At 62.4% G+C, this 24379-nt stretch carries 22 protein-coding genes; 13 read left to right on the top strand and 9 right to left on the bottom strand.

The features are described 5' to 3' along the window. Window positions 1–54: 54 nt before the first annotated feature. Window positions 55–585 (bottom strand): inorganic diphosphatase, encoded by a 531-nt coding sequence (ppa, locus tag B5T_RS05045; RefSeq protein WP_014993388.1) that lies wholly within the window; start codon window positions 583–585, stop codon window positions 55–57. Between the two features lie 240 nt (window positions 586–825). Here ppa and upp point away from each other — a divergent pair, with 240 nt between their 5' ends. From upp to B5T_RS05060, 3 genes are read left to right on the top strand one after another with little or no spacing between them, the layout of a single operon-like run. Further along, window positions 826–1452, top strand: coding sequence for a uracil phosphoribosyltransferase (gene upp, locus B5T_RS05050; protein ID WP_014993389.1), 627 nt, complete (start codon window positions 826–828; stop codon window positions 1450–1452). Between the two features lie 22 nt (window positions 1453–1474). Beyond that, a complete protein-coding gene (locus tag B5T_RS05055; RefSeq protein ID WP_014993390.1) occupies window positions 1475–2776 on the top strand; it encodes a uracil-xanthine permease family protein in 1302 nt (433 codons plus the stop codon). Between the two features lie 4 nt (window positions 2777–2780). Then, window positions 2781–3479 carry a helix-turn-helix transcriptional regulator gene (locus B5T_RS05060; RefSeq protein ID WP_014993391.1) on the top strand — a complete coding sequence of 233 codons (699 nt, stop codon included), beginning with the start codon at window positions 2781–2783 and terminating at the stop codon, window positions 3477–3479. A 76-nt stretch (window positions 3480–3555) separates the two neighbouring features. Here B5T_RS05060 and B5T_RS05065 read toward each other — a convergent pair whose 3' ends face one another. Continuing rightward, on the bottom strand, window positions 3556–4830 hold the full coding sequence (locus tag B5T_RS05065) for a porin (protein WP_014993392.1): 1275 nt from the start codon (window positions 4828–4830) through the stop codon (window positions 3556–3558). Window positions 4831–5077: 247 nt separating this feature from the next. Here B5T_RS05065 and B5T_RS05070 point away from each other — a divergent pair, with 247 nt between their 5' ends. From B5T_RS05070 to B5T_RS05105, 8 genes are all read left to right on the top strand, one after another. Continuing rightward, window positions 5078–5992 carry a LysR family transcriptional regulator gene (locus B5T_RS05070; protein ID WP_014993393.1) on the top strand — a complete coding sequence of 305 codons (915 nt, stop codon included), beginning with the start codon at window positions 5078–5080 and terminating at the stop codon, window positions 5990–5992. A 141-nt stretch (window positions 5993–6133) separates the two neighbouring features. After that, entirely contained in the window at window positions 6134–7666 is a 1533-nt protein-coding gene (locus tag B5T_RS05075; RefSeq protein WP_014993394.1) for an ABC transporter substrate-binding protein, read from the top strand. Window positions 7667–7668: 2 nt separating this feature from the next. Then, window positions 7669–8586: an ABC transporter permease gene (locus B5T_RS05080; RefSeq protein WP_014993395.1), complete on the top strand. Its 918-nt coding sequence runs from the start codon at window positions 7669–7671 to the stop codon at window positions 8584–8586. Window positions 8587–8588: 2 nt separating this feature from the next. Next, the gene (locus B5T_RS05085; RefSeq protein WP_148279207.1) at window positions 8589–9518 is read left to right on the top strand and encodes an ABC transporter permease; all 930 of its coding nucleotides are present in this window, start codon (window positions 8589–8591) and stop codon (window positions 9516–9518) included. A gap of 1 nt (window position 9519) precedes the next feature. Continuing rightward, a complete protein-coding gene (locus tag B5T_RS05090) occupies window positions 9520–11604 on the top strand; it encodes an ABC transporter ATP-binding protein (protein ID WP_014993397.1) in 2085 nt (694 codons plus the stop codon). Then, a complete protein-coding gene (locus B5T_RS05095; protein WP_014993398.1) occupies window positions 11601–12686 on the top strand; it encodes a hypothetical protein in 1086 nt (361 codons plus the stop codon). Before B5T_RS05090 ends, B5T_RS05095 begins: the two co-directional genes overlap by 4 nt. 28 nt (window positions 12687–12714) lie before the next feature. Further along, window positions 12715–13536 carry an alpha/beta fold hydrolase gene (locus tag B5T_RS05100; RefSeq protein ID WP_014993399.1) on the top strand — a complete coding sequence of 274 codons (822 nt, stop codon included), beginning with the start codon at window positions 12715–12717 and terminating at the stop codon, window positions 13534–13536. Window positions 13537–13594: 58 nt separating this feature from the next. Beyond that, window positions 13595–14980, top strand: a complete 1386-nt coding sequence (locus B5T_RS05105) for a class-II fumarase/aspartase family protein (RefSeq protein WP_014993400.1) — start codon at window positions 13595–13597, stop codon at window positions 14978–14980. Between the two features lie 25 nt (window positions 14981–15005). Here B5T_RS05105 and B5T_RS05110 read toward each other — a convergent pair whose 3' ends face one another. Genes B5T_RS05110 through B5T_RS05120 form a run of 3 tightly spaced genes read right to left on the bottom strand, consistent with a single transcriptional unit; the run spans window position 15006 to window position 16577 of the window. After that, entirely contained in the window at window positions 15006–15530 is a 525-nt protein-coding gene (locus B5T_RS05110) for an SRPBCC family protein (protein WP_014993401.1), read from the bottom strand. 40 nt (window positions 15531–15570) lie between these two features. Beyond that, window positions 15571–15900 (bottom strand): ArsR/SmtB family transcription factor, encoded by a 330-nt coding sequence (locus B5T_RS05115; RefSeq protein ID WP_014993402.1) that lies wholly within the window; start codon window positions 15898–15900, stop codon window positions 15571–15573. A gap of 44 nt (window positions 15901–15944) precedes the next feature. Further along, window positions 15945–16577: a DUF2459 domain-containing protein gene (locus tag B5T_RS05120; RefSeq protein ID WP_014993403.1), complete on the bottom strand. Its 633-nt coding sequence runs from the start codon at window positions 16575–16577 to the stop codon at window positions 15945–15947. A gap of 128 nt (window positions 16578–16705) precedes the next feature. Here B5T_RS05120 and nhaD point away from each other — a divergent pair, with 128 nt between their 5' ends. Beyond that, window positions 16706–18187 (top strand): sodium:proton antiporter NhaD, encoded by a 1482-nt coding sequence (nhaD, locus tag B5T_RS05125; RefSeq protein ID WP_014993404.1) that lies wholly within the window; start codon window positions 16706–16708, stop codon window positions 18185–18187. Window positions 18188–18368: 181 nt separating this feature from the next. Here nhaD and B5T_RS05130 read toward each other — a convergent pair whose 3' ends face one another. From B5T_RS05130 to B5T_RS05145, 4 genes are all read right to left on the bottom strand, one after another. Next, window positions 18369–18563 carry a hypothetical protein gene (locus B5T_RS05130; protein WP_014993405.1) on the bottom strand — a complete coding sequence of 65 codons (195 nt, stop codon included), beginning with the start codon at window positions 18561–18563 and terminating at the stop codon, window positions 18369–18371. Then, window positions 18560–19702, bottom strand: coding sequence for a PepSY-associated TM helix domain-containing protein (locus B5T_RS05135; RefSeq protein ID WP_014993406.1), 1143 nt, complete (start codon window positions 19700–19702; stop codon window positions 18560–18562). The genes B5T_RS05130 and B5T_RS05135 overlap by 4 nt, the downstream gene beginning before the upstream one ends. A 55-nt stretch (window positions 19703–19757) precedes the next feature. Next, window positions 19758–21950 (bottom strand): TonB-dependent receptor, encoded by a 2193-nt coding sequence (locus tag B5T_RS05140; RefSeq protein ID WP_014993407.1) that lies wholly within the window; start codon window positions 21948–21950, stop codon window positions 19758–19760. A gap of 445 nt (window positions 21951–22395) precedes the next feature. After that, a complete protein-coding gene (locus tag B5T_RS05145; RefSeq protein WP_014993408.1) occupies window positions 22396–23658 on the bottom strand; it encodes a 6-phosphofructokinase in 1263 nt (420 codons plus the stop codon). A 152-nt stretch (window positions 23659–23810) separates the two neighbouring features. Between B5T_RS05145 and B5T_RS05150 the strand changes: the two genes are divergently transcribed. Further along, window positions 23811–24329, top strand: coding sequence for a hypothetical protein (locus B5T_RS05150; protein WP_014993409.1), 519 nt, complete (start codon window positions 23811–23813; stop codon window positions 24327–24329). Window positions 24330–24379: the final 50 nt, after the last annotated feature.

Genomic DNA, 24379 nt, shown 5'->3' on the forward strand with positions numbered 1-24379 from the left:
CCGGACAGAGGGACGGTGTGCCGCGACCGGGAACCGGCCGCGGAATCCGGGTGCTTATTTCTTGTTGAAGGCGTCCACGGACTTGAGGATTTCCTTCTTGGCGGCTTCGGCGCCGTCCCAGCCGTCCACTTTCACCCACTTGCCCGCTTCCAGCTCCTTATAGTGCTCAAAGAAGTGCTTGATCTGGGCCAGCAGCAGTTCGGGCAGGTCATTGATGTCTTTGATGTTGTCGTACAGTTTGGTCAGCTTGCTGTGCGGCACCGCCACCAGTTTGGCGTCCTTACCGGCTTCGTCGGTCATGTTGAGAATGCCCACCGGACGGCAGCGGATCACGGAGCCGGGTACCACCGGGTACGGAGTCACCACCAGCACGTCCAGGGGATCGCCGTCCTCGGACAGGGTGTTGGGGATGTAGCCGTAGTTGGCCGGGTAGAACATCGGGGTGGCCATGAAACGGTCGACGAAGACGGCGTTGCTGTCCTTGTCGATCTCGTACTTGATCGGATCGGCATTGGCCGGGATTTCGATCGCCACGTAGATGTCTTCGGGAATCTCTTTCCCGGCGGGTACCTTGGTAAAATCCATGAATCGGTCCTTTCAGCGAGGTTTCGAGGTCAAATCAGCAATGGGCGCGGATTATAGCAACCGCGAAGTGGCGCTGGCTAATAGCTAAAAGTACCGACGTCATATCCGGTCAAAGTACCGGGCGAAAGGCGGAAAAGGCCGCCATTGCTGGTCTTGGGGTTTGTTCCACGGCGGCTAAGCGGACACAATAGCCGCTTATGTTGATCGTACCCAAAGCGCTGAAAACGGAGCCTCCATTCGATGAGTGTGAAAGAAGTTGCCCATCCGCTGGTGAAACACAAGTTGGGACTGCTGCGGCAGCACAAACTGAGTACCCGCAGTTTCCGCCAGATCACCAGTGAATTGGCGGTCTTGCTGACCTATGAAGCCACCGCCGATATGGAATTGGAGCCGGCCATGGTGGAAGGCTGGTCCGGATCGGTGGAAGTGCAGCGCATCAAGGGCAAAAAAGTCACCGTGGTGCCGATTCTGCGTGCCGGGATCGGCATGCTCGACGGCGTGCTGGAACTGATCCCCAGCGCCAAGGTCAGCGTGGTGGGCCTGTATCGCAATGAGGAAACCCTGCAGCCGGTGGCCTATTTCGAGAAGCTGGCCCACGACATTCATGAGCGCACCGCCCTGATCATCGATCCGATGCTGGCCACTGGCGGCTCGCTGATGGCCACCATCGATATGCTGAAGGCGGCGGGCTGTGAACGGATCCGCGCGCTGGTGTTGGTGGCGGCTCCGGAGGGTATTCAAAAGGTGGCGCGGGCCCACCCGGACGTGGATATCTATACCGCCTCGGTGGACGAGGGATTGAACCAGGACGGCTATATCGTGCCGGGCCTGGGCGATGCCGGGGACCGTATTTTCGGTACCCGCTAACCGATCACGTCACGGAGCCTCCATGTCCGCCACTCCCGGTTTCCTTGCGCCGCGCACCGTTCTGGTGGGTGCGCAAATGTTGTTCGTTGCCTTCGGCGCACTGGTGTTGATGCCATTGCTCACCGGCCTGGACCCGAGCGTGGCGCTGTTCACCGCCGGGGTTGGCACCTTGTTGTTCCAATGCATCACCGGCTTCTCGATGCCGGTGTTCCTGGCCTCCTCCTTTGTCTTCATCGCGCCCATATCCCACGGCGTGCAGGCCTGGGGCCTGCCGGCCACCATGGGGGCGCTGATGGTCACCGCCGTGGTCTATGTGGTGCTGGCGGCGTTGGTGCGCTGGCGCGGACCGGGCTTTCTTCATGTACTGATGCCGCCGGTGGTGACCGGGCCGATCATCATGGTGATCGGCCTCAGTCTGGCGCCCACCGCGGTGAACATGGCCATGGGCATGGACGGCACCGGCCAGGAGACCTTGTTTCCGTATGGTCAGGCGCTGATGGTGTCGATGGTGTCGCTGGTCACCACCTTGCTGGTGGCCACCCTGGCAAAGGGCTTTTTCCGGCTGTTGCCGATCATGGTGGGGGTGCTGTGCGGCTATTCTTCCGCCCTGATGCTGGGCATGGTGGATTTCGCCGTGGTCACCGAGCGTGCCTGGCTGGCGCCGCCGGAGTTCGTGCTGCCGACTTTCGAATGGCAGGCGATCGTGTTCATGGTGCCGGTGGCATTGGCGCCGGCCATCGAACATGTCGGTGATGTGCTCGCCATCAGCAACGTCACCGGGCGCGATTATGTGCGCAAGCCCGGCTTGCATCGCACCCTGCTCGGCGACGGTGTCGCCAGCATGGGCGCCGCCATGGTCGGCGGGCCGCCCAATACCACCTATTCGGAAGTGACCGGGGCGGTGATGCTGACCCGGGTTTTCGATCCCCGGGTGATGGTGTGGGCCGCCGTTTTCGCCATTGCGTTGTCCTTCCTGTCCCGCTTCGGCGGGTTGTTGCAGAGCATCCCGGCGCCGGTGATGGGCGGCATCCTGATTCTCATGTTCGGCTCCATCGCCAGTGTCGGCATGAACACCCTGATCAAGGCCAGGGTGGACCTGGCGCGCCAGCGCAACCTGGTGGTCGTGGCCACCACCTTGGTGTTCGGCATCGGTGGCATGGTCATCAGCGGCGGCGGTTTCACGCTGCAGGGGATCAGCTTGTGTGGGGTGCTGGCGGTGGTGCTGAACCTGCTGTTGCCCGGCCGTGATCCGGTCGTCACCGATCTGCGCCAGGAGCAGGCGGTGGTGGATGATCTTATCGAGCATACCCGTTCCAAGGATTGAGACCATGCAAAGAGCGGAGCGGTTGATCGTATTGATCGACACTTTGCGCCGGCATCGCTGGCCGGTGACCGCCGGTGCTCTCAGCGAGCAGCTCGGGGTGTCCACCCGCACCATCTATCGCGACATCCAGAGTCTGATCGGCCTGGGCGCGCCGATCGATGGTGAAGCCGGGGTCGGTTATCTGCTGCGCAAAGGGTTTTTCATGCCGCCGCTGATGTTCAGTCCGGTGGAGCTGGAGGCGCTGTTGCTTGGCGCCCGCTGGGTTGGACAGCAGGGCGACGAGGAACTGGCCGATGCCGCCAACAGCGCACTGGAGAAGATCGCCACGGCGGTGCCGCCGGCGTTGCGCGAAGTGCTGGAGGACACCGGACTGTGGGCGGGCCCCTCCAGCGCCCCCCGGCGCGGTGAGCCGCTGTTCGTATTGCGCCGTGCATTGCGTGAGGAACTGAAGCTGCGAATCGTCTACCGGGATGTGGAGGGCCGGGAAACCGAGCGAACCGTCTGGCCTCTGACTTTGGCGTTTTTTGAAGGCGCCAGGATCCTGGCTGCCTGGTGCGAGCTGCGCGAGGATTTTCGTCATTTCCGTACCGATCGCATCGCCGATCTGCGGGTCATGGAAGAAAGCTATCCGGGGTCCCGCCGGTTATTGGCGCAGCGCTGGTTGCAGGCGGAGCGCCAGCGACGGTCCCGGAAAGAGTCGTAGCGCAGCTCAGTGTTCCCGATGGAGTCACTCATCACTGTTCATTCGTGATGAACCAAAAAGCGACTGGAAAAGCACCTCAGAACTTCACTCGGGCGCCGGTGGTCACGATTTTGATGTCGTCGTATTCCGGGTTGTAGCAGGTGCGGCCCGAGCTGGTGCACCACTCGCCGCGCTCGAAGCTGTGAATCTTGGCGCCGGCGTAAAGATCGAACATTTCAGTGGGACTCCACACATACCCCATGCCGATGACGCTGCCTTTTTCATCGTCCTTGTTGCGGTTGCGGGTTTCGCCGTAGTGAATGTCGAAAGCGTGATGGCGGCTGGGCCGGTAGCCGAGCTTGATATAGCGGAACTGGCCCAGTTCCGAACGGGTGGCGGTGAAGGTGCCGGTTTTTTCCTCGGTGGTGAGCTCTTCTTCGCGATTGATGGCGGCAAGGGTGACATTGAAGCCGGTGTCGTTATGGAAATAGGAGATCGAGCCGCCGTAGGTGGTGATGTCCGGATCGACACTGGAATCAGGGTCGAAGCGTTGATCCAGTTCGTCGGCGTTGCGGGTGGCCACGGAGTAGCCCAGGCCGATCAGCATGCGGCCACCGGGTACGCGCAGACCGGATTTCAAGCCCGCTTGCAGGATCGATTCGTGGCCATCGGAGCCGCTGTCATGACCGGCGCTGGCCGATAGTGTTACCGGGCCCAGGCGGGGGCTGTCATAACGAATGCGGTCGTGGCGGCCTTCAAAGTTGTAATCGCGGATACTGCCGCTGATCGAGGTGCGATTGTTGTCGCCTTCCTGCAGGTCGAAGCTTTCGGTGCCGGTGAAGTTGCCGTCACGGTCGAACTTCCGTTTGTAGGAGGAAGCCTTCAGGGCATAGCTGAGGTTGCCGCCGATCAACGCCGGATTACGAAAGCTGATCACGCCGGTACCGGAATAGTCCAGGCGGCCGGTGTTATAGGCGGCCCCTTCACCATGGCCGACGGTGATCTTGCCGAACGGGCTGTCGATGAAGGCGTCGGTGATCCTCTCCTCCAGGTCGCCGTCCACGGATTTGTTGTCCGGATCGACGTCATTGGAGGAGTTGGAGTAGATGCCGACTTCCACCAGGGCGCCCGCCGTCCATCCTTCCATCAGCCGCTGAGTGCCGCCGACGTGAAAGCGTGTCGGGCTGTTGCGGTTATCCACGTGATAGAACTCGGTGCTCGAGCCCACGCCCAGATAACCGGCGGCGTAGCCATCTTCCACGTACATTACCGCCCGGTTCACCTGACCGCCGACGTCGAATTCAGCGGCAAGCGCCGGTGCGGCGATCAGACTCGAAACGGTGATCGCCAGGAGCGAGTTCGGGGATCCCATAGTGCCTCCGGATGTTGTTGTTTTATCGTCGTTGGTCCGAGCTTTCAGTGTTGAAAAAGTCGACCCGCCCGAGTGTTGTCAGTCTTGGCGCCGGCTGTTGGCGCGATGTGGATTTACTTTATCGGTTATCGTTGATACTTATGTAAATTGAAAACATCGTATAGATATATGCGTTTTATGCATCTTATGGTTGCCACCATGGCGCTGAATGGGTGCGAACAGAGCGTGGCAGGCAAGGCGGGAAACGATGAATATCAAGAAACTGAAGTGCTTTCGCGCGGTGGTCATTCATGGCTCCCTGGTGTCCGCCGCGTCGGTGATGAACCTGAGTCAGCCGGCCACCAGCCGTTTGATTTCCACCCTGGAAGATGAACTCAAACTGAAGCTGTTCAAACGCGAGAAGCGCCGGCTGGTGCTGACGCCGGAGGGCAAACAGTTCTATCAGGAAGCGGAGAAAATCCTCGCCAATCTGGAGGATTTGCCGCGCATCGTGCAGGAGATCAAGGAAGGCGGACAACGCACGCTGCGCATAGTGGCCCTGGCGCGGCTGGCGGGCAGTCTGGTGTCGCCGGCGCTGGCCCGTTTCGCGCGGGAACATCCCGGGCAGCGATTCAGTGTCGATGTGCGTGGTCACCGCGATATCGAACAGTGGGTGGCCGGTCGCCATTACGACATCGCTGTGGCGTTGACCAAACCGTGTAATCACCCGTCGGTGATCCAGCGGCTGTTCTTCGACACCGACGCCATGGTGATGGTGCCCAAGGGGCATCCGCTGGAAGCCTTGCGCTCGGTGACGCCCGCGCAAATGGTCAAGCACGACATCATTGCCCTGGCGCCGGGTCTGCGGCCCCGCTTCCAGATGGAGGATATTTTCCAGAAGGCCGGTGTGGAGCTGAGCTGCAAGATCGAAACCACCTCCACGGCGCTGGCCTGCCAGATGGTGGTGGATGGGTTGGGTGTCACCATTATCGATCGGTTGGCGGCGCAGGCGGTGGACCCGAACCGTTTTTCCCTGCGGCCTCTGCGGCCGGCCTACCGTCTGGAATTCGTGCTGCTGTTCCCGCCGGGGTTCGAGGAAACGCCGGCCACCAGCGCTCTGGTGCAGTGCCTGCGTGCCCAGGTGGTGGCGTCGCTGGGGCGCCACGCCACTATGACGGGGTGAACCATGGCCGCTTTTGAAAGATGCATAAAACGCATTTAAATATGCCATATATTCAATTTTAAGATGTATTGCCCCCGACTAGACTGACGCCAGTTCCTGATCTTCTGATCCGGTATTCGAATAACGATAACGGGAGGAGAAATGAAGATTCGCTACCCGGTCCGGGTGCGCGCCTTCCTGGTCGGCATGATGGTGAGTTTGCTGCCACTGACCGCCAGCGCGGGGCCGAGCGACGATACCCTGGTGGTGGCCTTCTCCAAGGCACTGACCACCGTGGACCGCCTCTATTCGATTCAGAGGGAAGGGCTGATTCTGTCCCGTCTCACCGACGACGGTCTGTTCTTCGTCGACCCCGACACCCTTGAGTTCGAGCCTTTGGCCGCCGCTTCCTATACATGGGCAACCGACACCCGTCTGGATATCACCTTGCGCGATAACGTCCGCTTTCACGATGGCAGCCGGCTGAGCGCGGACGACGTGGTGTACACCTTCCGCTGGGTGCTGAACAAGGATTCCGATACCAGCCGTGGCGCGGTGATTCGCGGCTGGCTCGACAGTGTCGAAAAACTTGGCCCCCTGCGGGTGCGCTTCAATCTGAAGATGCCCTATCCAATGGCTCTGCGCGATATGGCGATCAGTATTCCGTTGCGCAAGAGCGGCACCTATGACGATCCGCGTGGCGGCGATCAGCCGCTCAATGGCATCGGCCCCTATCGCGTCAAGCAGTTCGATGTCGGGCGCAGGATCGTGCTGGAACGCTTCGAGGACTACTATCCGGACAGTCCGAAGGCCGGCGCCCGGATCAGGAACATGGTGTTCCGGGTGATTCCGGATGAGGGTACCCAGCAGGCGGAACTGCTCAGTGGCGGTATCGATTTGATGATGGACGTGCCGCCGGATGTGGCCGACAACGTCAGTGCCCTGCCGGGCGTCGAACGGTTGGAGGGCAATGATATCCGCATTGGCTATCTGACTCTGGACGCCGCCGGCTATGCCGATCCCGATTCACCGATGACCCACCTGAAAGTGCGGCAGGCGATCAATCACGCCATCAATCGCGAGGCGATCTCCCGTTATCTGGTGCGTGGCAGTGCACGGGCGATTCCCTATGCCTGCCATCCCCGCCAGTTTGGCTGCCAGGCGGACGGACCGCGTTACCCCTACGATCCGGAAAAAGCCCGGCGGCTTCTGGCGGAAGCAGGTTACCCGGAGGGCTTTTCCCTCAAGCTGTGGGCCTACCGGGAAAAGATCATCGCCGAGGCGATCGTCAGCGATCTGAAAGCGGTGGGCCTGGATGTGGATCTGCGTTACGTGAAGCTGAACGTCTTCTCCAAGATGCGCAACGACCACCGGATGGGGGCGTTCTTCGCCTCTTATGGCAGTGGCGGCACGGCGGATGCGTCCGCGTCCACCGGCGTGCATTTCACCGCCAACTCCAACCGCAACTATTCAGGCGACGAATCGCTGTCGAAAACGGTCCTGGCGGCGGAACGCACCATCGATCCGGATGAGCGGCGCCGATTGTATCGCGAGGCACTGAATCGTATCGCCGAGCAGGCTTACTGGGTGCCCCTGTTTTCCTACAGCCAGAACTACCTGCTCACGCCGGCGTTGTCGCTGCCGGTGTCCGAGGACGGTGTTCCGCGGCTCTGGCAAGCCGCCTGGAGGCAGTGATCATGATCAACTATGTCCTGCGCAGAGCCCTGATGGCGTTGTTGGTGGCCCTGACCGTGTCGTTCGGTACTTTCGCGTTGTTCTACTTCGCCACCGACCCGGCGCAGACCATCGCCGGTGAGGACGCGCCCCAGGAAATGGTGGACGCGATCCGCGAGCAGTACGGGTTCGACCGGCCGGTCTCGGTGCAATACGTGGATTGGCTGGGCAGTGTGCTGCAAGGCGACTTCGGCCAGAGCTACTTCTGGAAGCAGCCGGTGGTGGAGCTGATCCAGGAGCATGCCAAGGTCACCATCATGCTGGCCTTGTTGGCGCTGGTGGTGACTGTGGTGATTGCTTTGCCCCTGGGGATCAGCGCCGCGCTCAGACCCAACAGCTGGGTCGACCGGTTTGCCCTGTCGACGGCGGTGTCGGCCCAGGCGATTCCCAACTTCTGGCTGGGGCTGATGCTGATCATCCTGTTCGCGGTGACCTTCCCGATCTTCCCCGTGTCCGGTGATTCGAGCTGGCGACACTATGTTTTGCCTGCCTTCGTACTGGGAACCAGTTCGGTGCCCGCGGTAATGCGGTTGACCCGTACCGGTTTGCTCGACGTGTTGGGCTCGGACTATATCCGCACCGCCCGCGCCAAAGGGTTTACCGGCTATCGGTTGATCCTGCGCCAGGCGCTGCGTAATGCGCTGTTGCCCATCGTCAGCGTGCTCGCGGTACAGCTGGGACACAAACTGGGCGGCTCCATCGTCACCGAATCGGTGTTCAGCATGAACGGTCTGGGCCGGCTGGCGGTGGAGTCCATTTTCAACTCCGACATACCGACCGTGCAGTCCTTGATCCTGCTGTTCGTACTGACCTTCGTGTTGCTCACGCTGGCGGCGGACCTGATCAACGCCTGGCTCGACCCTCGGATCAGGATGGGATGAACATGACAATAACGGAATCCGTTGGCGGCAACGAACTGACATCCGAGGCGGAGCGCGAACAGGCCCAGCTCGGGCTGACGCCAGGGCAAGTGGCGATCAAGCGCGCGCGCCGGCACCCGGGATTGCTGGTGGGCTTTGGCATTCTGCTGGTGATGGCGCTGTTCGCCGTGCTGGCACCCTGGCTGGCGCCTCACGATCCCTATCTGCAGAACCTGTCCTTGCGCCTGCTGCCACCGGCCTGGGTCGAGGGCGGGCAATGGAGCCATGTACTGGGCACCGACCACCTTGGCCGGGACTACCTTAGCCGCATCATTTATGGCGCGCGTATTTCCATGATGATCGGCATCGGCGCCGCCACTATCGGCGCGATCATCGGTGTCACGCTCGGCGTGATCGCCGGTTACTTCGGCGGCTGGCTGGATCAGGCGGTGAACTTTCTGGTGACCTGTCAATTGGCGGTGCCCAGCCTGCTGCTGATCATGGCGCTGGTGTTCGTGATCGGCCAATCGATCACGGTGGTGATCTTCGTGATAGGCGCCACTCACTGGGTGTTCTATCTGGTGGTGACGCGCTCCGCCACGTTACGTATTCGCGAGCTGGATTTCGTCGCCGCCGCCAGCGCCATGGGCTGTAGCCGGTTGCAGATCGCGGTTAAGGAAATCCTGCCCAACCTGCTCAACCAGATCCTGGTGATCTTCACCCTGGAAGTGGCGGTGGCGATTCTCAATGAGGCGACGCTGTCGTTCCTGGGGCTGGGGGTGCCGTCACCGACCCCGTCCTGGGGGTTGATGATCGCCGAAGGCAAGACCGCCATGTTCTTCCAACCCTGGCTGGTGATCCTGCCCGGCATTGCTCTGTTCGTGCTGGTGATTGCCATCAACCTGCTTGGTGATGGCGTTCGCGATGTCACCGTGACCAACCGGAGAAGCTGAGATGAGCACCGAATCCTTGTTGGAGATTCGCGATCTGTCGGTGGCGATTCCCACTGAGACCAGCACGCTCAGGGCGGTACGGGGAGTGGACCTGGAGCTGCGTCGGGGCGAAACCCTCGGCATTGTCGGAGAGTCCGGTTCCGGCAAATCGATGACGGCGCTGGCGCTGATGAACCTGCTGCCGCCGGCGGCGCGACGCTCGGCGGCGTGCGTCAACTTCGCCGGCACCGATCTGAGCACGGTCAGCGAAAAGGAACTGGCCGGACAGGTACGCGGCCGCAAGATCGGCATGATCTTTCAGGAGCCGATGACCAGCCTCAACCCGGTCTACTCCATCGGGCGCCAACTGACCGAGGCGATGACCCTGCACGGTGAGGTGTCCGCCGCGCAGGCGCGGCGACGTGCGATTCAGTTGCTGGAGAAAGTGGGGCTGCCGGATCCGGCCAGTCGCCTCAAGCAGTACCCTCACGAGCTGTCCGGCGGCCAGCGCCAGCGCGTAATGATCGCCATGGCATTGATGAACGAACCGGAACTGCTGATCGCCGACGAGCCTACCACGGCACTGGACGTGACTATTCAGGCGCAGATTCTGCATCTGCTTCGCGGGCTGCAAACCGAGCTGGGCATGTCGATGATCCTGATCACCCACGATCTGGGCGTGGTGTCCCGGGCCGCCGATCGTATCGCCGTGATGTACGCCGGTGACATCGTTGAAACCGGCACCACCGGAGAGGTGCTCAATGATCCCCGTCATCCTTATACCCGCAGGCTGCTGGAATGCGTGCCGGGCTACCGTGAAGCGTCGGCGCGCCGGCTCGGATCGATCCCCGGGGTGGTGCCCGCCATGACCGGTGAGATTCGCGGCTGCGCTTTCGCCGCGCGCTGCCCCCGTGCGGTGGAAAAGTGCTTCACCGATGCGCCGCCCACCCGACCCCTGGGGCCGGCGCGAGCCTATGTGTGTCACGATCCGGAGGAAACCCGGAACCGGTCGTTGCCGGGCGGACACGACGCGGAGCAGGCGCCGGTCACTAAGCCGGCCAAGGAAAGCGTGCTCAACGTGACGGGTGTCAGCCGCACCTTCTCGGTACGCCGGGGCATGTTTGGCAAACGCAAGTCGCTGCGGGCGCTGGACAACATCAGTCTGGAGATCCGTAAAGGCGAAGTGCTGGCATTGGTGGGGGAGTCCGGCTGCGGCAAAAGCACTCTGACCCGCACCATCCTGGGTCTGGAAACACCGGACAGCGGCACCGTGACCCTGGCCGGCCGGCCTGTTGGCGCGCTGCCGCCACGGCAACGGGCGCGCCTGATCCAGCCCATTTTCCAGGACCCGTATTCGTCGCTGAATCCGCGCAAGACCATTGGCGACATCATCGGCCGGCCGTTGCAGGTAAACCAGTTGGGTGCCAAGGCGGAACGACGAACCCGGGTGCGGCGCATGATGGAGTTGGTGGGGCTGCCGGCGCGGGTATTCAACAGTTTTCCGGATCAACTGTCCGGCGGCCAGCGTCAGCGCGTGGCCATTGCCCGGGCCTTGATTCTGGATCCCGAAATCGTCATTTGCGACGAGCCCACTTCGGCGTTGGATGTCTCGGTGCAGGCGCAGATTCTGAATTTGCTGCTGGACCTGCGCGATGAACTGGATCTGACCTATCTGTTCGTGACCCACGATCTTTCCGTGGTCGCTCACCTGGCCGACCGGGTGGCGGTGATGTATCTGGGCGAAATCGTCGAATGCGGTGATCGCGATCAGGTGCTGACCCACCCCCAACACCCCTATACCCGGGCACTGCTGGATTCGGCCCTGAGTATCGCGCCGGAGCTGGACGTCCCCGAGCCGCGTTTGACCGGTGACTTCCCCAATCCCATGAACCGGCCGGCCGGATGCCCGTTCCATCCACGTTGTCCGCTTGCCGATGCGCAATGCCGCAGCCGTGCGCCGGAAGTGCAGTGGGCCGCCGACGGCACTCTGGTGAAATGCTGGAAGGCCGGAGACGCCGCTGCCGCTTTCCCCCAGCTCACCGCTGGTCAGACCCCCGAAAACTGGCCAGACCCCCCAATAATAAATAAAGAGGAATCCGCGCCATGAAGAAAAGGCTGATATTGCCCCTCGGATTGATGGCTCTGCTTGCCGCCTGCCAGTCGACGCCGCCGGCACCAATGACGTACTCGGAGAACACCGAGCAGGAGAGCGTGCAACCGGAAACCTTCGAGCGCTACGGTTCCATCGTGGTACCGGCGGGTACGGCGGAGAAACCGGTGAATATGCGGCTCTGGTATGCGCGGCCGGATCGCCTCACGGCGGATACGCCGGTGGTGCTGGTGATGCACGGTGGCCGTCGTGACGCGGACAACTATCGGGATTTCTGGGGGCCTTACGCCAACAAATACAACGTTCTGGTGGTGGCGCCGGAAGTATCGCAAAAGGACTTTCCCACCGGTTGGGGGTATCAGGCCGGTAACTGGGTGTCGCCGGACTCATCCTCGGTGGATGCCAGCAAGGGGCACCGGAATCCGCCGGAACAATCCTCCTTCGCCGCCGTCAACCGGGCCTTCGACCGGCTGTGCGAACGGTTCGGGTTGAACGCCAGCGAATACGACATCTGGGGGCACGGCAGCGGCGCCCAGTTCGTGGCGAGAATGATCATGCTGTATCCGCAGGCCAAGGTGCGCACGGCGGTAGCCGCCAACTCCGGCACCTATACCTTTCCGGATTGGAGTCTGCCACTGCGCTACGGGCTCAAGAACACCGGCGTCGAGCCGGAGGACCTGCAAGCGGCTTATGCCCATCACCTGGTCATCATGCTGGGCACCGCCGACAACGATCCCTCGCACCGGCTGCTCAGTCAGCTCGATATCGCCCGGGCCCAGGGCGCCCATCGCCTGGCCAAGGGCAAGAACTTCCATGCCGCCAACCAGCGTCAGGCGGAAAAGCTGGGGGTGCCCTACAACTGGGAGTTGCGCACGGTGTACGACATCGGTCATAGCGGCCGCAAGATGTCCGGGCCGGGTGCCCGTTATCTGCTGGCGGGCAAAGCGGAAGAGCCGCTGTTTCCCTTGCGGCGTGACGAAGCCTCCGGGCAGGACGGCGACGCTGCTCGTCGGGACGGCTCGGAAAAATCGACGGATCTGCTGCGCGGCTCCGGTGACGGTGAAGTGTCGCCGTTCTGAACCTGACCGTTTCATAGCGAGAGGCATTATGAGCAAGGTGGATCATGGCGAGAGGCGGAACCGCCTTGGCCTGGAACACGGGGGGCTGAGCTTTCTGCATGCCGGCCGGGGGGCGCCGGTGGTGCTGTTCCACGGCCTCAACGGCAACGCGGAAAGCTGGCGATACCAGTTGCACGACCTGGCCGACGAGCTGGAAATGTGGGCCTGGGATGCCCCCGGTTACGGGGATTCCGACATCGCCGGCGAAACCCTGGACGATCTGGCCCGCGTTGCTATCGAGTTCATCAAGCGGATCGTGCCGGGGCCGGTGAATCTGGTGGGGCACTCCATGGGCGGGTTGGTGGCGATGCGTGTGGCCATGCTGGAACCCGGCCTGGTGCAGCGGTTGGTGCTCTCCTGTACGCATCCGGGACACGGCCTGAGTGGCGCGGCCGCCTCCGACCAGCGCTACCAGCGACGGCTGCGGGAACTTCAGGAATTGCCCGGCCCGGTTTATGGCGAACGCCGCGCCCGTGGCATGTTGCCGGCCGACGCCGATCCGGCGGTATTCCGGGAAGTGGCGCGGATCGCCGCCCAGTCCCGGCCGGAAGGCATGGGCCGGGCCGCCCTGGCGATTCAGCGCGCCAGTCTGCAGGCGGAGTTGAGCAGAATCCGCGCGCCATCGCTGGTGATCACCGGCGATCAGGACAGGGTGGCGCCGCTGAGCAAGGCCGAGCCGCTGTTGAACGGCATCGCCGATGTACGCCACCTGGCCCTGGACGGGCTCGGCCATGCGCCCTATATGGAAGACCGCCGCCGCTACAACGCGGCGCTGACTGATTTCCTGCTGCGGCGTGACGCCAGCGGATAAACAGCGATGAAGAGCTGAGAGAAGGGCTGACAGAAGGGCTGACAGAAGGGCTGAGAGTATGACCCAGGCGAATCAGGAAGAACGCGAGAGCCCCGAGGCGCTGTTCGCCATGCCACGGAAAATTCAGGCCTGGCTGGACATCGAAGTGGCGCTGGCTCGCAGCCAGGCGGAGCTGGGCATGATCCCGCCAGCCGCCGCCGAGGAAATCGCGCGCAAGGGCGATCTTGGTTGCATTGACCTGGACGCGCTGCTCCGGGACATGGCGCGGACCAAAGCACCGATCGTTTCCCTGGTGCGCTTTCTGGCCGCCGCCTGTGACGGCGATGCGGGAGACTATGTGCATTGGGGCGCCACCACCCAGAATGTCATGCAGGCCGGGGAAGTCTTGCTGGTACGCGAAGCGCACGGTCGGTTGTTGACGCAATTGGCCGCCGGTCTGGATTCCCTGGCGGGGCTGGCCGATAACGGCGCCGCGCAGGTGATGGCGGGCCGTACCCAGCGTCGGCACGCTCTACCGATCACCTTCGGTTTCAAAGTGGCGACCTGGATTGATGAGCTGCTCCGGCACGAGGAACGCCTGCGTGCCGCGGAGCCCAGAGTGTTCACCCTGGTGTTCGGGGGCGCGGTCGGGGCGAGACATTCGTTTGGCGACGAAGGGGACGCACTCGGCCGGCGCCTCGCCGGACAGTTGGGCCTGGGCTGCTTCGAGGTGCCAAGCCGGTCGGTGAACGACCACATGGTGGAGTATGTGTTGCTGCTGGCATTGCTGGCGGCGACCTGTTCCAAGATCGCTCAGGAGCTGTTTGTCCTGATGTCGGAGGAATATGGCGAGGTTTACGAGGAACTGGGCGATCTGGTGGTGGGCAGCAGCACCATGCCGCAGAAGATCAATCCCAAAATTTCCGTTAACGTCATCGCCGTTGCCGCCCAGTTGCGGGCTCAGGTCAGCCTGGCGCTGGATGCGGTTCAAGTCAGCCATGAAGGGGACGCGGCTTCCAGCAAAATGCTGTACACCTCCCTGGAAACGGCCTGTCCCCTGGCACTGGAAATGATGGCGTCGTTGGTGGAACTGCTGGACAAACTGCGTACCGTTCCGGACAAAATGCGACGGAACCTGGCGCTGACCGGCGGCCTGATCAACAGTGAGAACGTGATGATGGAAATGGCGCGTCATGGCATGGGGCGCCAGCGGGCCCATGATCTGGTGCACGCGGCAGCGCTCGAGTCCCTGCGTGATGGCCGGCCATTGGACCAGGTGCTGGCGGAGGCGCCCGGTGTTGCCGGCGTGATTCAGGCGGCGCAGCTTGGCGCCGCTTTGCAACCGGAACAGTATCTGGGCGATTGCGAGAAGCTGGCCCGGCAACTGGCCGGCCGGGCGCGCACCCGGTCCAAACGGATCCGCGCCCGAGTCAAAGGCCAGCAGGCGCCGGCACTTGACCGCTGAATCCATGGTGGTGTCCGCGCTGGAATCAATTCGCCGACAACTGCTCCCGGTAATCGGCTTCCAGTTCAGTGTGCAACGCCCAGAATGACGGCGGCGTGGTTTCTTTCAGGGCTGCCGCCAGAATCGCCAGATGAGTATGCCAGCCCGTCGCCACGCTGGTTTTTTCCGTGTCGCTCAAGCGCTGATGGGTAATCCGCAGGCGCACCTGGTCGTCCTCGGGGGTCAGTTCGAAGGTGACTTCCGAGCCGCCTTCTCCCCAGGTGAACGTCAGCAGGTGTGGGGCTTCGCAGCGGAGAACGGTGCCTTTGAGCACCGCGCCCTCGGCGTCGGCATGGCGTTTGGGGGCGGTATCGCCGGGTTCCGACAGCTCACTATGATGAAACTCCAGGGTGACCACGCCGCCGACGAACAGCCCCATGGGGCCGGCGGCCAGCCAGCGGGCGCGTTTCTCGGACTCGGTCAGATAGGCCCAGATCCTCTCCACCGGACCCGGCAGCAGCCGCTCCAGTGTCAGAGTATCGGGCTTGGTCAGCTTGGCGTAATCGTCCATGGTGTTCTCCTTAAGAGTAGGGCCCGGGTCGGGGTGAAGGTCAGTCGCCCTGGCGCAGAGCCTGTTCCAGAGCGTCCAGCCGTTCATTCCAGAACGCCTGATAATGGCGCAGCCAGTCCATGGCCCCGGCCATGGGGTCGGCGTTCAGCCGGCAGACGTGGACGCGCCCCTGCTTTTCCCGGGTCAGCAATCCCGCCTGTTCCAGCGCCTTGATGTGCTTCGAGGCGCCGGCCAGGCTCATCGAGAAAGGCGCCGCCAGCTCTCCCACCTTGCGCTCGCCTTCGGCGAGCAGTGCCAGCATGGCGCGGCGGGTGGGATCGGCCAGGGCCTGGAAAACGGCATCGAGTGTGTCGGGTTTATTGTTAACCATGTGGTTGAATATATGGGTGGCCTTTTTGACTGTCAACCAAAAGGTTAATTATTTTCAGGAAGGCGGCCACTCAAGTGGTCCACATCGCAGGTGGCCGGCAGCGCCTTGAGCTGACGCATCAAACCGCCGGCGGTGAGTGCGCCACGTATTGGCGCTCCGGCCTGCCGCAGCCGCTCCGAGCTCCAGCGGTTGCAGGTCCGGCCCAGCCAGAAGGTGCCCTCGGCCTGGAAGAACAGGCTGGCCCCGTATAAGCCGGGGCCTTCCGTACGTACCGTTCCATCCGTGTTCCGCTGAAAGTCCGCCGCCAGTGCCCGGGCCAGGCGGTGCCAGTGGTCCGGCGACGGGCACAGAGCCGCCAGATCCTTGTGGGGCAGGTGCGCTGGATGCCGCTCCAGGGCCACCACGTGCAGCACGCTGTCGGTGGGCCAGAACAGGGCTTTCAGCAGGCGCGGGACACTGTCGTTGTGCTGATAGAAGTCGGTGTCGCCCCAGCCGAACTCGTAATAATCGGTATCCGGCAGATGATCGCGCAGAAACCGCAGGTGAGGGTCGAGCTTGTCGGCCGGTATCACCAGGCCGGTGTGCCAGCGGTGCCGTACCACCAGAAGAGGTTCTTCGTGGTCGGCGTGGGCCGGTACGGCGAGGATCAGCAATACAGTTGCCAACAAGAGCTTCATGATCTCATCTCCGTACCGGCGGGTTCCGTTACGGAACGGTCCCATATCAATACTGGAAGACACCAATCCATGGTAGCATCGCCCCGCTTTGTTTCCGTGCGCGTATCTCTGATTCAGAAAGGCTTGTCATGTTGAGACCTCTGGACATCTCCCAATATCGATTCCTTCCCGGCGGAGCAGGCCGGATCCTGTTCGCCATCCTGGCTCTGCTGTTTGCTCCCGGTGCCCTGGCCGCCACTGGCGGCCTTGATCTGACCGGCTCGGTGGCCGGGTTCATTGCCCTCACCATCTTCGTCCTCGCCTATGCCCTGGTAATGGCCGAGGAAAAGCTGCACATGCGCAAGTCCAAGCCGGTACTGGTGGCCGCTGGTATTATCTGGGCGTTGATCGGCTGGGTTTACGTCCAGTCCGGTATGCCCGATGAGGCCGAGCACGCGTTCCGCCACACCCTGCTCGAGTTCACCGAACTGATGCTGTTCCTGTTGGTGGCGATGACCTACATCAACGCCATGGACGAGCGCCGGGTTTTCGATGCGCTACGGGCGTGGATGGTGCGTAAGGGGTTCAGCTATCGACAGTTGTTCTGGATTACCGGCGTACTGGCTTTCCTGATCTCGCCGATCGCCGATAACCTCACCACCGCGTTGCTGATGTGCGCGGTGGTGACGAAAGTGGCGGAAGGGGACAAGCCCTTCATCAACGTGGCCTGTATCAACATCGTGGTGGCCGCCAATGCCGGTGGCGCCTTCAGTCCGTTTGGCGATATCACCACTTTGATGGTGTGGCAGGCGGGCCTGATTCATTTCACTGAGTTCTTCGATCTGCTGATCCCGTCGTTGATCAACTATCTGATCCCGGCGGTGGTGATGAGCCTGTTCATCAAGAGCCACAAACCCAGTGGCGTGAAGGAAGAGGTCGAGCTCAAGCGCGGTGCCCGCCGTATCATCGCTCTGTTCCTGCTCACCGTGGCCACCGCCGTGGCCTGTCACTCCGTGCTGCATCTGCCGCCGGTGCTGGGGATGATGACCGGTCTGGGCTATCTGCAGTTCTTCGGCTATTTTCTGCGCCGGACCCTGCCGCGCTCCCTGGAGAAAAAACGCCGCCATTATCTGCGTCGCGGTGATGATAAACGCCTGTCTCAACTGGGCAGCATCGTGCCTTTTGATGTGTTCAACCGGGTGGCGCGGGCCGAGTGGGACACCTTGCTGTTCTTCTACGGCGTGGTGATGTGCGTGGGCGGCCTGGGCTTCATGGGGTATCTGGGCATGTTGTCCGAGGCACTCTACACCGGCTGGAACGCGACCTGGGCCAATATCGCCCTGGGCATAATTTCCGCGGTGGTGGACAACATTCCGGTGATGTTCGCGGTGCTGACCATGGAACCGGAAATGTCCCACGGCCACTGGTTGCTGATCACTCTCACCGCGGGCGTCGGCGGCAGCCTGCTGTCCATCGGTTCCGCCGCCGGGGTGGCGCTGATGGGGCAGGCGCGGGGCCTTTATACGTTCATGGGGCACCTGAAATGGAGCCCGGTGATTGCACTGGGCTATATCGCCAGTGTGCTCGCTCACCTGTGGCTGAACGCGGAAAGCTTCACCGTTTTCAATTAATTGAATCCTTCCCGCCGGAATCGCGGCCTTTGTTCCGCCAAGGGCCGCTCTTCGATGGATTCCGAGATGGCTACAAGGGCGCTGTAGGAGCCAGCCTTGCTGGCGAATGTTTTTCCCAAGAAGCAATTCGCCTGCGGGGCAGGCTCCTACAGCGGCTTCGTAGTTCCTCCATGGGACGCGGTCAGCGCCGTTTCACCATCGCCCATCCGATCATCACCACCGGCATCGCCAATCCCACCCACGACATCACATCCAGTACACCGTCTCCCAGTAGCGCCGCGACCAGGCCGATCAGGCTGATGACGGCAATCAGCACGGGCACGGCGAAGATGCGCGTCGGCGTATTGTGGCGTCGGTTGGGTGACAACCGGCTCATGAGGCGCCTCCCGTGGGGGACGTTTGTGTCTGGCGGTGTGCCGCGCCCGTGACCGGGGAGCGGCGAGCGAGCCATAAGTAAAGGCCACTGATCAGCACCACCATGGTGATCACGTCGAGCAGCGCCCAGAGGAGTTTCAGCGGCAGACCACCGTAATCACCGAAATGCAGTGGCCCGGACAGCGCCAGGGTTTTGTTGTACCAGGGCATTTCGCGCATGGCCGCGAACGCTCCGGTGCGAGCGTCCACCAGCGCCGGCGTGACGATGTGAGAGGTCAGCGGTGTGTTGCCGTGCAGAAACACCGCGTAGTGATAGTCCGTGGACCAATCGCCGCCGGGGAAAGCCACGAACTGCAAGGTCATGTCCGCGGCGGCTTCCCGAGCCTGGGCCACGGCGTCGTCCAGGGAGGCCATCTCCTGGGGAGAGGGCACGGTAGCGCCCTGATAGCCGGCGGTGAGATCGGCCAGTGAGCGGTTCTGCCAGGTCTCCAGGATCGGGGTGGCAAGGGTGTTGACCACGCCGGTGAGGCCCACCACGGTGAGCCAGGCCACGGTAACGATGCCGAGCAGGTTGTGATAGTCCAGCCATTTCAGCCGCTTCGACCGGTTGCTTCGCAGCGTGCCGAAGTCCAGCTTGCGCATGAACGGGGCGTAGAGCACCACGCCGGAAACCATGGCGAGCACCAGCAGAACGCCCATGGCGCCCAGGAATAACATGCCGGGAAGGCCCAGGAACAAATCGGTGTGCAGCTGCAGAATGAAATCCATGACGCCGCCTTCGTGCCCGGGCACCACCTCGCCGCTGGTGCGGTCGAAGGAAGCGAAGTGCATGTCACCAGCAGCCGCGTCCGGGGTGGGGCCGGTGGTGACGTTGACCACCGGCCGGTCGGTATCGAAGCTCATGAACAAGGGCACCTCGCCGGGGCGGTGGGTGAGGGCGGCGTCGAGCAACTGATCCAGGGACAGCAAGGGCCCGCCCGGATTGGCCGGTTGCCAGTCGCCGCTGTCCGTCAGGGCGTCGATCTCGTCATGAAAAATCAACGGCAGGCCGGTGAGGCACAGCATCAGCATGAAGGCGGTGCAGATCAGGCTGGTCCACTTGTGGACGGCGGACCAGAGCGTCAGGGTTTTCTGTTTCATAGCGGAAAACTGCCTGGGCGCCCCACCCCGGGGACGGGGCGCCTGGGTTGCCGGGTTAGTAGTCGAGGGTTGCCGACAGCAGGACCGTGCGGGGAGCGCCGACGGTCAGATAACCGGCGCCGGGAAAACCGCCGGCGGAAGCCCAATAGTCCTCGCCGGTGACGTTCTCCACCCGCCCGCGCAGGGTCAGGAACATGGAATCGCTGAGAGCGATCAGGTAGCGGGCGCCCAGATCGAGCCGGGTCCAGGCGTCGACTTTCTGGGTGTTGGCTTCATCCGCGTATTGGGAACTGGTGTAGATCACCCGGCCATCCACGGCCAGGTCCGGCAGTTGCGGAACCCGATACTCCAGATTCAGATTGGCCTGGGTTTCCGGTGAGCCGATGGCGTCGTTGCCGTCCACATCCGCGTCCAGGAAGCTGAGGCCGCCGAGTACGCTGAGGTCGCGAGTCAGATTGCCGTAGGCCATCAACTCGACGCCGGTGTTTTCCTGGTGGTCGACGACTTTATACACATTGGCTGCGGTGTAACCGGCCACCGGTTTGCGGCTACGATAGACAGAAACGCTGCCTCCGAGTCGGCCGCCATCGTATTTGACCCCCACTTCGCTCTGCTCGGTTTCATAGGGTTCGAGTGCTTCTCCGGCGTTGACTACCGGGGTGTTGTTGTTTTCGGCCGACGCAACCTGACCTCTCTGCAGGCCTTCAATGTAGCTGGCATACACGGAAACGGCGGGGGTGAGTTTATAGAGCACGCCGACACTGGGAGAGAGAGCATGGTCGTCATAACTGGCATTGCGCGGACCGCCGCCATAGGCGTAACTCTTATCCTGGATATTCTGGTAGCGGGCGCCGAGAGTAACCAGTAAACGCTCGTCCAGCATGGACAATTGATCGGCGAGAGCCACGCTATTGAACCGGGTCTTGGCTGTCAGTTGCGGGCTATCCAGATTGCCGCCGGGAAAGTCGGCGATAGGCATGGACTTGTCCTCTGGCCGATATATATTGCCTGTGGTCGCCGTCAGTGCCATGGCGTAGGCGTTCTTCGACCTCAACTCGTAGGTGGAACCGGACACAGTGAGGCTATGGCCGATGGCGCCGGTGTCGAAGGTGAACCGCACGCCGGTCTCACCGGTAACCACCGTGTCCTCGCGCGCGGTATCAAAGCGATTGGCGGTGTAGTTACCGTTGCTGCTATCTACCGTGGGATTGGCGAAGATGGAATCCTCTTCACCCTGGCGGGCGCCGAGTGCGGCCCAGGCGGTGATGTTATCGGAGAAGTCGTACTCGGCGCGCAGAGTGCCGAACAGATCGTTCGAATCCGAGTAAGTCCAGGACTGGCCGATGGATTCGTCGGCGTTCGGTGCGTCGGTGATGGGCACGACGATGCCCTGATCAGGCTGATTTTTAAAAGTAATGTTCGGTTGTCCGCCGTCGATACGGTGTTTCTGGAAACCCAGATCGGCGGAGACGCGCAGGGCATCGCCGCGGTAATCCAGGCCGATATGGGCCATGGACAGCTCCGACTCCTCGCCGTCCACGGCGGTGTCCCCGTCTCGGCGGGCGGCGTTCACGCGGATACCGAAGCGGCCGTCGTCGGAGCGGTTGGCCACATCGGCGGCGACCATGCCCTGGCCGCCGCTGCGCGCCCCCAGTGTGATCTGATTGATCGGCTCGTTGGGCGCGCGTTTGGGCAGCACGTTGACGCCGCCGCCGAGGCCGCTGCCGCCGGGAGCGGCGCCTTTGAGGAAAGTATTGGCGCCACGGAACACCTGCACCCGCTCGATGAACTCCGACGCCAGGTACTGGCGCGGCAGCAAACCGTACAGGCCGTTGTAGGTCATGTCATCGGAATACACCGGCAGGCCACGAACCAGGTACACCTGCTGGTAGTTGCCGAAGCCCCGGGCCACCCGCACCGCCGGATCATTGAGCAGGATCTCGCCGACGCTGGCGGCCTGCTGGTCCTCGATCAGTTGCTCGGTGTAGCTGGTGAAACTGTAGGGCGTTTCCATCACCGACTGGCTGCCGAGAATACCGACGGAGCCGCCTTCCGCCACCTGGCCGCCCGCGTACGCCTTGCTCAGGCCCTCGGCGGAAGCGTCGGCGCTGGATTGCACTTCCACTGGCGCCAGCTGATGGGGGCCGCCGCTGTCTTCATCCGAGGTCTGCGCCTGTGCAGTGGGGAAGGCGCCGATGGCAAGCAGGGACAATGAGAGAGAGGAAAGCCGCAAAGTGGTTGGTCGCATGGTGATCCCCGTTATGGTTGGTTATCCAGGTGAGCGGGGTAATTGTAGCAATAATGAGAATGGTTTGCTTTGGTGGTGAGCCGGTCACCAATGATATCGTTGTCCCTGGGGAACTGCTGTCCCGCAGTTCCGAGAGATCCCGCCTACCTCGCCGTATTAACAGGTCTCGGGGGCATAAACTGAGGGGGGTGCTACAAGGCCGCTGTAGGAGCTTGCCCTGCAAGCGAATTACGTTGCGCTTCAAAAAATTCGCTTGCAGGCAAGCTCCTACAGCGGCTTCGTCCCGGCGGGGGAGCGATCAGCGTGCAGGCGCGTCCCGAAATGTGGGACAGCCGTGGTCCCTGGAGCTTGATTGTGAGGGGCAGGCGGTGGATCGCGGTCCTCTTCATGCTGGAAAGGACCGGCATGCTGGAAAGGACCGCGATCACCGCCGGATTCCGGGGCCTTATACCTCGAACTGATCGTTCAGCTTTTTTGCCACCGCGGCCAGTTTCAGTTTGGCGAATTGCGGCAGGCCGTTCTTGTACGGCGGGTAGGACTCGCCTTCGATCAGCGGCGCCAGATAGTCGCGGGCGGAGGGGGTGATGCCGAAACCGTCCTTGGTGATGAATTTACGCGGCATCTTCTTTTCCACGTTGGCCACCTTCTTCAGCGGCGCCTCACCGATGGTCCAGCCGTACTTCTTGGTTTTCTTGCGCTCGATGGTGGGCATCACGGCGTTCTTGCCGGCCACGGCGAATTCCACCGCCGCGCGGCCCACCGCGTAGGCCTGCTCCACATCGGTGGCGGAGGCGATATGACGCGCCGCCCGTTGCAGATAATCACTGACCGCCCAGTGGTATTTGTAGCCCAGCTCGTTCTTCACCATCTGCGCCAGTACCGGCGCCACGCCACCCAGTTGTTTGTGGCCGAAGGCATCGGTGGTGCCGGCATCGGCCAGGAAGGTGCCGTCGGCGGTGCGGGCCCCTTCCGAGACGACGATGACGCAGTAGCCCACCTTCTTCACCGTCTCGTCCACTTTCTTCAGGAACGCCTGCTGATCGAAGGCGATTTCCGGGAACAGGATCAGATGCGGCGCATCCTCGTTCTGTTCCTTGGCGAGACCGGCGGCGGCGGCGATCCAGCCGGCGTGGCGGCCCATCACTTCCATCACGAATACCTTGGTGGAGGTGGCGCACATGCTGGCCACGTCCAGGGCCGCCTCGCGGCAGCTCACCGCGGTGTATTTGGCGACGGAGCCGAAGCCCGGGCTGACGTCGGTGATCGGCAGGTCGTTGTCCACGGTTTTCGGTACGTGAATCGCCTGGATCGGATACCCCATGGTCTTGGACAGCTGCGAAATCTTCAGACAGGTATCGGCGGAGTCACCACCGCCGTTATAGAAGAAGTAGCCGATGTCGTGGGCCTTGAACACCTCGATCAGACGCTCGTATTCGCGCTGGGAGGTTTTCAGATCCTTCAGCTTGTAGCGACAGGAACCGAAGGCGCCGCCGGGGGTGTGCTTGAGCGCGGCGATGGCGCTTTTGCTTTCCTTGCTGGTGTCGATCAGATCCTCGGTGAGGGCACCGATGATGCCGTTACGACCGGCATAGACTTTGCCGATCACGTCCTTGTGGGCACGGGCGGTTTCGATCACTCCCGCCGCGGAGGCATTGATCACGGCGGTAACCCCGCCGGACTGTGCGTAAAAGGCGTTTCTGGACCCCATTGCAAACTCCCTGAGCTGGCCGCGCCGGCGTGGCGGCCTACCGTTGAAATCGCGCGCATTCTAGCGGAAAAGGCACCGGCCTGTCCCCCGGGTTGCTCCCCAGGATGGTGTCCGGCTGCCGGCTCTGGAACAATAGCGCTCCGGGAGGAGATATGAATGCTTTGATTCGCCTGTTCTGGCACCTGAGTCTGTTTCGCAAGGGGCCGGAGGATATGCCCTATACGCCGCCATTGCTGGTGATCCTGCTGGTGGCCTGGCTGATCATGCAGGGGCTCAGTGCCAATCTGCAGACCAGCCTGCCCGCCGGCCAGTTGATCGCCGTGCAGTGGATTTCGTTGTTGCTGGTCACCGCCGTGACCACCGCCGCGCTGGCCTTCAAGGGTTTGCTGACACGTTGGGTGCAGACCATGATGGCGCTGCTGGGGCTGGACCTGTTGCTGTCTCTGGTGGCGCTGCCGCTGCTGATCGTCAACATGGCCGCGGCGCAGCCGATACCGATCATCGACGGCCTCTACTTCATGCTGGTGAGCTGGCAACTGGCGGTGCAGAGTTTTATCTATCACCGTTCCCTGGATGTCAGCCCGCTGCTGGGGCTGGCGCTGGCGTTCTCCCTGCTGATTCTCACCTACATGACGTTGGCGGCGTTCATGCCGGAGGTGCTGAACCGCTGACGCGGGATTCGCTGCCCGCGGAGAAAGCTACGGAGCCGCTGTGGGAAGCT

The sequence above is a fragment of the Alloalcanivorax dieselolei B5 genome, assembly GCF_000300005.1.
GTDB classification, from domain to species: Bacteria; Pseudomonadota; Gammaproteobacteria; order Pseudomonadales; family Alcanivoracaceae; genus Alloalcanivorax; species Alloalcanivorax dieselolei.